Annotated in this window: 10 protein-coding genes; 4 read left to right on the top strand and 6 right to left on the bottom strand. The window is 74.6% G+C overall.

Annotation, left to right across the window (positions count from 1 at the left end; genetic code table 11):
- Positions 1-243: 243 nt before the first annotated feature.
- Positions 244-846, bottom strand: a complete 603-nt coding sequence (locus AB0I04_RS54600) for a helix-turn-helix domain-containing protein (RefSeq protein WP_360904797.1) — start codon at positions 844-846, stop codon at positions 244-246.
- A 121-nt stretch (positions 847-967) separates the two neighbouring features.
- On the opposite strand from AB0I04_RS54600, the gene AB0I04_RS54595 reads away from it, so the two are divergent.
- A complete protein-coding gene (locus AB0I04_RS54595; protein ID WP_360904794.1) occupies positions 968-1,960 on the top strand; it encodes an aldo/keto reductase in 993 nt (330 codons plus the stop codon).
- 85 nt (positions 1,961-2,045) lie between these two features.
- Here the strand turns inward: AB0I04_RS54595 and AB0I04_RS54590 are convergent, their stop codons facing one another.
- The 3 genes from AB0I04_RS54590 to AB0I04_RS54580 all read right to left on the bottom strand — a co-directional run bounded on the left by AB0I04_RS54590 (position 2,046) and on the right by AB0I04_RS54580 (position 4,061).
- On the bottom strand, positions 2,046-2,480 hold the full coding sequence (locus AB0I04_RS54590) for a MerR family transcriptional regulator (protein WP_360904792.1): 435 nt from the start codon (positions 2,478-2,480) through the stop codon (positions 2,046-2,048).
- Positions 2,481-2,637: 157 nt separating this feature from the next.
- Positions 2,638-3,471: an NAD(P)H-binding protein gene (locus AB0I04_RS54585; protein WP_360904789.1), complete on the bottom strand. Its 834-nt coding sequence runs from the start codon at positions 3,469-3,471 to the stop codon at positions 2,638-2,640.
- Positions 3,472-3,629: 158 nt separating this feature from the next.
- On the bottom strand, positions 3,630-4,061 hold the full coding sequence (locus AB0I04_RS54580) for a VOC family protein (protein WP_345429712.1): 432 nt from the start codon (positions 4,059-4,061) through the stop codon (positions 3,630-3,632).
- A gap of 68 nt (positions 4,062-4,129) precedes the next feature.
- Here AB0I04_RS54580 and AB0I04_RS54575 point away from each other — a divergent pair, with 68 nt between their 5' ends.
- Positions 4,130-4,795 (top strand): GntR family transcriptional regulator, encoded by a 666-nt coding sequence (locus tag AB0I04_RS54575; protein ID WP_360904786.1) that lies wholly within the window; start codon positions 4,130-4,132, stop codon positions 4,793-4,795.
- 7 nt (positions 4,796-4,802) lie between these two features.
- On the opposite strand, the gene AB0I04_RS54570 is transcribed toward AB0I04_RS54575, so the two are convergent.
- Positions 4,803-5,144, bottom strand: coding sequence for an ArsR family transcriptional regulator (locus AB0I04_RS54570; protein WP_360904783.1), 342 nt, complete (start codon positions 5,142-5,144; stop codon positions 4,803-4,805).
- Between the two features lie 85 nt (positions 5,145-5,229).
- Between AB0I04_RS54570 and AB0I04_RS54565 the strand changes: the two genes are divergently transcribed.
- Both AB0I04_RS54565 and AB0I04_RS54560 read left to right on the top strand, forming a co-directional pair.
- On the top strand, positions 5,230-6,513 hold the full coding sequence (locus tag AB0I04_RS54565) for an MFS transporter (protein WP_360904780.1): 1,284 nt from the start codon (positions 5,230-5,232) through the stop codon (positions 6,511-6,513).
- A gap of 177 nt (positions 6,514-6,690) precedes the next feature.
- Positions 6,691-7,560, top strand: a complete 870-nt coding sequence (locus AB0I04_RS54560; protein ID WP_360904777.1) for an ADP-ribosylglycohydrolase family protein — start codon at positions 6,691-6,693, stop codon at positions 7,558-7,560.
- A 146-nt stretch (positions 7,561-7,706) separates the two neighbouring features.
- On the opposite strand, the gene AB0I04_RS54555 is transcribed toward AB0I04_RS54560, so the two are convergent.
- Entirely contained in the window at positions 7,707-8,879 is a 1,173-nt protein-coding gene (locus AB0I04_RS54555; RefSeq protein ID WP_360904774.1) for an MFS transporter, read from the bottom strand.
- Positions 8,880-8,958: the final 79 nt, after the last annotated feature.

The raw sequence follows: 8,958 nt of genomic DNA, 5'->3' as shown, positions 1-8,958 counted from the left end.
TCCTTCCTCTCGCCGCGGTCTCTTTTGGCGCCCTATTTGGTGTTTTTTTGGGGGGGGGGGGGGGGCGCCCCCCCCCCCCCGGGGGGGGGGCGCCGGCCCGTGCCGGGGGGGGGGGGCCGCCGCCGCCGGGTGCCCCCTCCCCGGGGGGCCCCCGGCCGATGGCCGGGGCCCCGCTGGTCTTGTGAGGGCGGCGCGGGTCAGGCGCGCTAGCGGTCGTTCTGGTCGGCTACCGCCGGGGCGGTGTCACAGGCGGTCGGGGTGCGGGGTGCCCGCGCCGCGGAGCAGGGTGTCCACGACGAGCGTCGCGAGGGTGTCGGCGTCCTTCTCGTCGCCGGCCTGTGCGGCCTCGTGGATGAGGGCGTAGTAGACGCGGCGGGTCCATGGAATGTCGACGTCGGCGCGCAGCACGCCCGCCTCCCGGGCCCGGCGGAACAACCGTTCGCACGTGTCCCGTACATCGCTGTGCACGCGCGCCACCTCCGGGTTGGCCGAGGAGGCCCGGCTCATCGCGAATCCCCAGCTGGTCTTGACGCCGAGGACGTTCGCGGTCGTCTGGTAGAGGGCGACCAGCGGCGGAGCGGTGTCCGGGTGCGCGGCGTCCACCGCCGCGGCGAACCGCTGGGTGGCCCACACCGCCAGGGTGTCGATGAGTGCTTCGCGGGTGGCGAAGCGCCGGTGCACGGTGGTGCGGGCGACGCCGGCGGCTTCGGCGATCTGTTCCATCGTGGCCGCGGGATCGCGGCTGAGGGTGCGTTCGGCCGCCTCCAGGATCGTCGTCATCGTCCGCTCGGCGTCCGCGCGGAGCGGGCGGGTGCCGGCGGGTGTCGACTGCCGCTGTGTCGTCATGAGGGAAAGCATACGGGAGTGTCACGGTTCACTGCGGACTTGCATCATCTGTGTAGCGAGTTGTAGCTTCATCGCGTCCTTGTTGATGCGACTAGTGACGCCTCCTGAAAGGTTGGAACACGTGGAGTACACCCGCCTCGGCCGCAGCGGCCTTTCGGTGTCCCGGCTCGTCCTGGGCACCATGAACTTCGGGCCGCGCACGTCCGAAGAGGACAGTGACGCGATCATGGACCGTGCGCACGAGCACGGCATCAACTTCTTCGACACGGCCAACTCGTACGGCGTGCAGCAGGGCGACGGTGCCACCGAGCAGATCATCGGCCGTTGGTTCGCCCAGGGCGGCGGCCGGCGCGACAAGACCGTGCTGGCCACCAAGGTCTACCTGCCGATGGGCGACCGGCCCAACGACAGCGGGTTGTCCGCCCTGAACATCCGGCGCGCGTGCGAGGCGTCCCTCAAGCGCCTGCAGACCGACCACATCGACCTTTACCAGATGCACCACATCGACCGGAACACGCCATGGGACGAGATCTGGGAGGCCTTCAGCGTCCTCCACCAGCAGGGGAAGGTGCTCTACTACGGCTCCTCCAACTTCGCCGGCTGGCACATCGCCCAAGCACAGGAGGCCGCACGGTCCCGGCACTTCCTCGGACTCATCAGCGAGCAATCCATCTACAACCTGATGTCCCGCTGGGCCGAACTGGAGGTGCTGCCCGCCGCGCGGCACTACGGGCTGGGCGTGATCCCGTACTCGCCGCTGCACGGCGGGGTGCTCAGCGGCGTCCTGCGCAAGCAGCGCGAGGGGACCGCCGCCCGCAGCGGCTCCGGACTCTGGGCCGCGGCGCTGGCCGAGCACCGGGACTCCGTCGAGGCGTACGAGAAGTTGTGCGCCGAGATCGGTGAGGACCCGGCCCACGTGGGACTGGCGTGGCTGCTCGCGCAGGACGGCGTGACCGGGCCGATCATCGGGCCGCGGACAGCCGAGCAGCTCGACGGCTCGCTGCGCGCACTGCAGATCACACTCGACGAAGCGACCCTCGCCACGCTGGACGAACTGTTCCCCCCGCCCGCGCCCAACGGGGCCAAGCCCGCACCCGAGGCGTACGCCTGGTGATCACGACCCGGCTCTGATCGCCGTACTCCCGGCGATCGGAGCCCGGCCCGTCGAAGGTGCCGTACCGCAACGTTCGCGCCGGCGATCACGCCGTCGTCGCGGCCGGGCCGGCCGCGGGCGCTCGATGGCACGGGCCGGTCCGCTCGGCGAGGATGTCCTCGTACACCCCGACCTTGTGGTTGATCAGGTCGAGGCAGCGGGTGAGGTCGGCGATCTGGGCGGTCACCCGCTCCTGATGTACGCGCATCAGCGCGAGACGTTCCTCCTCGTTGCCGGCCCCTTCGCGGACCAGCTCGGTGTAGCGGCGGATCGCTGGCAGCGGCATCCCGGAGGCGCGCAGGACGATGCAGACGGTCAGCCAGTCCACGTCGTCCTCGCTGTAGACCCGGCGTCCGCCCGGGCCGCGCCGGACCGGTGAGACGAAGATGCCCTCGCGCTCGTAGAAGCGCAGCGCGTGCACGCTCAGGCCCGTCCGCTCGGCGACCTGCCCGATCGTCAGGTCCGATGGGGTTTGCGGCATGTCGTCCAGCGTAAGGGCCGCCTCCGGTGGGACGGGTCGGTCTTCGGCCCCTGCGACTACCATGCGACCCGGCGGGTACGGGAGCTGCACCGCCGGTTCCACGCCGCGCGGGCCGGTCACGCCTGAGCCGGCCGGCGGGGATCGTGCGGGGAACGTCTCAGCGGAAGTCGTCGGCGTGGTCGGCGACCCACCGGCGCAGTGACCGTGGCGGGACGCCGGTGACGTCCTCGACCGCGGAGGTCGGGACGGGTGCCGGGCCGGCGAGCATCGCGGCGTAGCCGTCGAGCAGCACGTCGACGAAGGAGTCGGGGAACGTCTCATCGGCCAGCAGTCGCTGCCGGGCCTGCTGGCGGGTCAGTTCCTCCCAGTGCAGCGGGCGCCCCAGGACCTCGCCGATGACCTGGACCTGCTCGGCCTGGGTGAGGACCTCGGGGCCGGTGAGGGTGTAGGTCGCGCCGCCGTGCCCGGGTCCGGTCAGGGCCCGGGCGGCGACGGCGGCCATGTCGGCCTCATGGATCAAGGACATGGGGAGCGTGCCGTACGCGCCGCGGACGACGTCGCCGGCCCGGATCTGGTCGGCCCACCACAGCGTGTTGACGGCGAAGGTGCTCGGCCGCAGCACGGTGGACTCGATGCCGCAGCCGTGGACGAGCTTGTCCTGGTCCTCGAACGGCAGGTCGGGGACGCCACCCGTGCCCAGGAAGACCACGCGGCGGGCCCGCGCGGCGATCAGGTCCAGCACTGCGGGCAGCCGCTCGCCGCTGTGCAGCGGCCACAGCAGGAAGACCGCGTCGATTCCGGCGAGGCACGCGTCGAGGGTGGCGGGGTCGGCCAGGTCGCCGGGCGCGACATCGACGCCGGCCGGGAGGCCGGCGGCGCCCGGGTCGCGGGTGACCGCGCGGACGGCGTGGCCGGCCTCCCGCAGCAGGGTGACGATGTGGCGGCCGACGTTCCCCGTGGCGGCGAAGACGAGGACCTTGGTGTCTGTCATGTCCCCGAGCCCACCGTGAGACCCCGGCGCCGCGACAGCCGGCGGGGTGACATCGCCGGAAACCGGCATCGGACCGGTGCCTCCGGACGGATGCCGTCAGCGCCGTGGACCGGCCGCCAGTTCGTCATCCACGGCGCCCGCCAGTGCCGCCGGTGGCGTCAGGCCGCGAAGACCTGCGCGTCGTCGGCGAACGCCTTGAACTCCAGGGCGTTGCCCGCCGGGTCGAGCAGGAACATCGTCCACTGCTCCCCCGGCTGCCCTTCGAAGCGCACGTAGGGCTCGATGACGAACGCGGTGCCCGCCGCCCGGAACCGTTCGGCCAGCCGGTGGAACTCCGGAACGGTCAGGATGAGGCCGAAGTGAGGCACCGGGACGTCGTGCCCGTCGACCGGGTTGTGCGCCCGCTCGCGGCGGCCGGGCACCAGGTGGGTGACGAACTGGTGGCCGTGCAGGTTCCAGTCGATCCAGGTGTCGGCGCTGCGGCCCTGCGCGCAGCCGATGAGCTCGCCGTAGAAGGCGCGGGCGGCGGCGAGGTCGTCGACGGGCACGGCCAGGTGGAAGCGCGGGATCGGGGAGTCCAGGGTGCTCATGGGCGGTGCGTCCTTCCATACGAGCGAACCGGGCGAATCTGGCATTGTCGGAATGTTAACATTCGTCCATGAGTCCCGATGAGGCCGGTGCGCTGCGCCCCGCGCGGCGGCGCGGCCTGGCCGACGAGGTCGCCGACCGCCTGCAGGAGGCGATCTTCAGCGGGGTCTACCCTCCGGGCGCGCGGCTGCGGGAGGTGGAGGTGGCCGCGGCGCTTCGGGTCAGCCGCGGGCCGGTGCGCGAGGCGCTGCTGCGCCTGGAGCGCGAGGGACTGGTCCACAACGAGTGGCATCGCGGCGCCACGGTGATGTCCCTGTCGGCCCGCGACGCCGCGGAGCTGCACAGCCTGCGCGCCGTCCTGGAGGACCTGGCCGTGCGGTGCGTGGTCGAGCGTGCCGGCGATGAGGACCTGGCCGCCGTGGCGCAGGTCGCCGAGCGGATGGCGCGGGCCGATGACGCGCACGCGATGGTGCGGCTGGACATGGAGTTCCACGACGCCGTGTACGCCGTGGCCGGGCACCGGCGCCTGCGGGCGGCGTGGGAGGCGATCCGCTCTCAGGTGTACCTGTTCCTGCTGACGCGGATCGGCCTGAGCGAGCCGGACTACCTCGGGCACATCCCCGAAGAACACGGCCGGCTGGCCGCGGCACTGCGGGCGCGGGACGCCGAGACGGCGCTGCGGCTGTTCGCCGAGCACCGCCGGCACGCCTTCGACCTGCTCGCCGGCGAAGGCTGAGCCTTGCTCACCGGGGCGGAGACGCCTGGGTGAGGGCCGGGGACAGGACGGCGGCCAGGAGTCCGGGGAAGCGCGCCTCCAGGTCGTCGCGGCGCAGGCTGACCTGGCGCTGCCTGCCGTAGGGCTTGTTGCGGATCACTCCGGCCTCGCGCAGGGTCTTCAGGTGGTGCGACAGCGTCGATTTGGGGATCTCGCCGCCGACGGGATGGCAGGCCGCGACCTCCAGGGGGCCCTCGGTGAGGCGGCAGGCGAGCTCCAGCCGCGCCGGGTCGCTGAGGGCGAACAGGACGTCGGTCAGGACCAGGTCCGCGGCGTCGGGATGGGGCATCTCCCGCGAGGATCCACTCATGGTTCGATAATAGTTGAACAGTTCGCCGGGCCGGGGTAGCCTCCAACAGTTCGATTTTCATGGAACGGTTCTGAGGAGCACCCGAATGGCCACAGTGCACGACCGCGCCCCGGCGACGGGCCGCACCGACGGCCGGCGCCTGCCGCGCACCGCCGGGTTCTGGCTGCTCGGCGGCGTCCTGCTCACCTTCATGGCCGCCGCCAGCGCCCCCTCCCCCCTCTACGTCGTCTACCAGCACGAGTGGCGCTTCTCGGCGACCATGCTCACGGCCGTGTTCGCCGTGTACGCCCTCGCCCTGCTGATCGCGCTGCTGACCGTCGGCGGCCTGTCCGACTTCATCGGCCGCCGGCCCGTCCTGGTGCTCGCGCTCCTGGCCGAGACGGCGGCCATGGTCCTGTTCCTGACGGCCGGCGACGTCGGGACACTCCTGGCGGCCCGCACGCTGCAGGGCCTGGCGACCGGCACGGCGACCGGCGCCATCAGCGCCGGGCTGGTCGACCTTCAGCCCGGCACCCGGCTGGGACCGCTGGTGAACAGCGTGGCGCCCACCCTGGGCCTGGCCGCCGGCGCCCTGGGCACCGGGGCGCTGGTCGAGTACGCCCCGGCGCCGACCACCCTGGTGTTCGTCCTGCTCACGGCGGCGTTCCCGCTGCTGGCCGCGGCGGTGGCGTTCCTGCCGGAGCTCGTCTCCCCGCGCCCGGGCGCCCTGGCCTCGCTGCGCCCGCGGGCGTCGATCCCGGCCGGGGCCCGCGCGCCGTTCCTGGCGGCCCTGCCCTGCCTGATCGCGACCTGGGCGATGGGCGGGCTCTACCTGTCCCTGGGCGGCTCCCTGAGCGCCGGGGTCCTGCACGTGCGAAGCCACCTCGTCGGCGGCCTGGTCGTCAGCGCCCTCACCGGCGCGGGCGCCGTCGCCTCGACACTGCTCCGCGACCGGACGCCGCACCGGGTCATGATCGCCGGATCGGCCGCGCTCGCCGCCGGGACCGGCCTGACCCTCCTGGCGCTGGCCCTCACCTCCACCCCGCTGTTCTTCCTCGGCACGGCCGTCGCCGGCTGCGGATTCGGCGCCGCCTTCCTCGGGGCGTTCCGATCCCTGGCCGCCCTGGCGGGCCCGGCCCAGCGGGCGGAGCTGTTCGCCGCGGTGTACGTGGTCAGCTACCTCGCCTTCAGCGTGCCAGCCGTCCTGGCGGGGCTCGCCGTCCCGTCCCTCGGCCTGCGCGCGACCGCGACCGGCTACGGGGCGATCGTCATCGCGCTGGCCCTGACGGCCGCGCTGTCCGGGGCCGTCAGGGCCCGGGCCGCCCGGACTGCGGCACCGGTGACGGCCGCCGCCCCCTGCCCCGCCGGGAGCCGCCCCGCCGCCGGCTGAGCCTGGATCGGCACCGCCGCGCCGCCCCCGGCCAGGCGCGGCGGCCCCCGGCGACTCCGGGCAGAACGGGCCGGAAAGCCTGGACGAGTCGCCGTTGGTCACCACCCGGCACCCGCGGCTACCGGCGGGGCGCGGCAAATCGCTTGCGTCGCGGCGCACGGCCGACAGGATCGGGGCATGAGCATCACCGCGCCGGAACGCGCCCTCGCCTCCCTGACCGGGTTGTCGGTCGGGGACGCCTTCGGAGACCAGTTCTTCCTCCTGGCCAACCGCGGGCTGAACCCGTGGGACGCGACCCCGCCGGGACCGTGGGCGTGGTCCGACGACACCGAGATGGCCTGCTCGGTCGTTGACGTGCTGATCCGCGACGACCGTGTCGACCAGGACGCGCTGGCCGCGTCGTTCGCCGCGCGCCTGGACGTCGGCCGCCGCTACGGCGCGGGCACGCTCGAACTGCTGGAGAAGGTCCGTGACGGAGCGCCCTGGCGCGTCGCGTCGGCCGAGGGCTTCGGCGGGAACGGCTCGTACGGCAACGGCGCGGCCATGCGCGCCGCGCCGCTCGGCGCCTACTTCGCCGGCGACCTGAAGCGTGCCGCCGCCGAGGCGGCCGCCTCGGCCGAGGTCACCCACGCCCATCCCGAGGGCGTCGCCGGAGCCGTGGCGGTCGCGGTCGCCGCCGCCCATGCCGCCGAGTCCGGGCCCGGCCTGTTCGACGCGGTGCTCGACCACCTGGCGCCCGGCTACGTCAGGCGAGGCGTGGAACAGGCCCGGAAGCTGGAAGGCGTCACGGTCGAGCAGGCCGCGGCGCGGCTCGGCAACGGGTCCCGGATCACCGCGCAGGACACCGTGCCGTTCACGCTGTGGGTCGCCGTCCGGCACCTGGACGACTACGAGACCGCGGTGCGCGGCTGCGCCGCCGCCGGCGGCGACATGGACACCACGGCGGCGATCGTCGGCGGTGTTCTCGGAGCGCGCGCCGGGGGCGTACCGGCCGACTGGCGGCGGCGTCGCGAGCCGCTCCCGGACTGGCTCGGCCGACCCGCCTGAGCCGCTCCGCCCCCGGCCGGGGGGGCGAGTCTCAGCGGCTCCGGGCAGAGCGGCCGGAGGGTCACGCCCGCCCCGGCGTCGCGGGGCGGGCGCTCACGGCCGCCGGGATGACGGGGATACCGCCACGGCGCTACACGCATCCCCGTCTACGGGCGAGCGCGCCGTCCGGCCAGCACGATGGGCACCGTCAGGAACGCCGCGGCGGCGGTGAGCGGTGCCGCCGTCGTGGTGCCGCCCGCCGCTCCGGCGGCGATCGCGACGACCGCGGGCACGACGGGCTGGGCGATGCCCCACGAGGAGCCGAAGAACGCGAACCACCGGGGCCGGTCGCCCTCCGGCGCGGCATCGGCGATCATCGCCGGCCAGCGTCCCAGCAGCAGACCGCCGACGGCCGTCCAGGCGAGGTAGGCCGTCACGGTCACCGCGAGGCCGTGGGCGACCGCCATGAGCAGGGCGAGCAGGCCCAGCAGCGCCGAGCCCGCCCCCAGGACCACCGTGTGCGCGCGGTGCTCCAGCCGCCGGCGCGCCAGGTGCGCGGTGAGCGGGGCCGGCAGGGCCGCAGCCGCCATGGCCAGGCCGGGAAGCCAGTGCGGCGCGCCGCGCTGCAGGAGGATCAGCGGCAGGAACATCACGACCGCCAGGTGCCCGTAGGCGAAGGCCGTGCCCGCGGCCGTCGAGCGCAGCAGCGGCAGCGGCGGCCGTCGCGGCTTCCGGCGCCGTGCGGTGGCGGCCGGGCGCCGGGACGCGCCGCCGGGGAGCGCGGCGGTCGACGCCGCGGCCGCCAGGCAGGTCAGCGCGTCGGTGGCGATCAGCCATCGCACGCCCAGCGGGAGCAGGACCGCGGCCAGCAGGCCGCCGACGGCCCCCGCCGCCGCGAGCGAGGTGCCCAGCAGCGCGTAGGCGCCCTGGCGCTGCCCGCCGGAGGTCACCCGGGCCAGGAGCTCCTGGCTCGCGGGCTCGTAGATCTCGAACGCCAGCCCGACCAGCGCGGTCGCGGCCAGCGTCTGCGCCGGCGTGCGGGCGGCCGCCAGCACCAGCAGCGCGGCCCCCGTCGCCGACAGTCCCAGCGCGATGGTCGCGCGCGGGCTCAGCCGCTCGAGCAGCAGCCCTCCGCTCCACCGCGAGACCAGGGCGGCGACCCCGAAGACGGCCAGCGCCGCCGGTGCGAGCCGCGGGCCGGCCAGCACGGCCAGGAACGCCAGCGCGTAGGCCCCCAGCTGGTTGAGGATCCGGACGCCGACCAGCGCCTTGGCCGCGCGCGGCAATGCCTCCGCCACCGTCCCCCCGTCCTCGTGCTCGACCGCGCGGCATCCTGCCATGGGCCACCGACACAGGCGTGCCCCCCCCCCGGGGGGGCCGCGCGGGGGGCGCCCGGGGCGGGGCCCCCGGGGGGGGGGC

This window comes from Actinoallomurus sp. NPDC050550 (assembly GCF_040655075.1).
GTDB lineage: Bacteria > Actinomycetota > Actinomycetes > Streptosporangiales > Streptosporangiaceae > Actinoallomurus.
The sequence above is the reverse complement of the archived record's forward strand: the minus strand, read 5'-3'. Positions and strand labels throughout refer to the sequence as shown.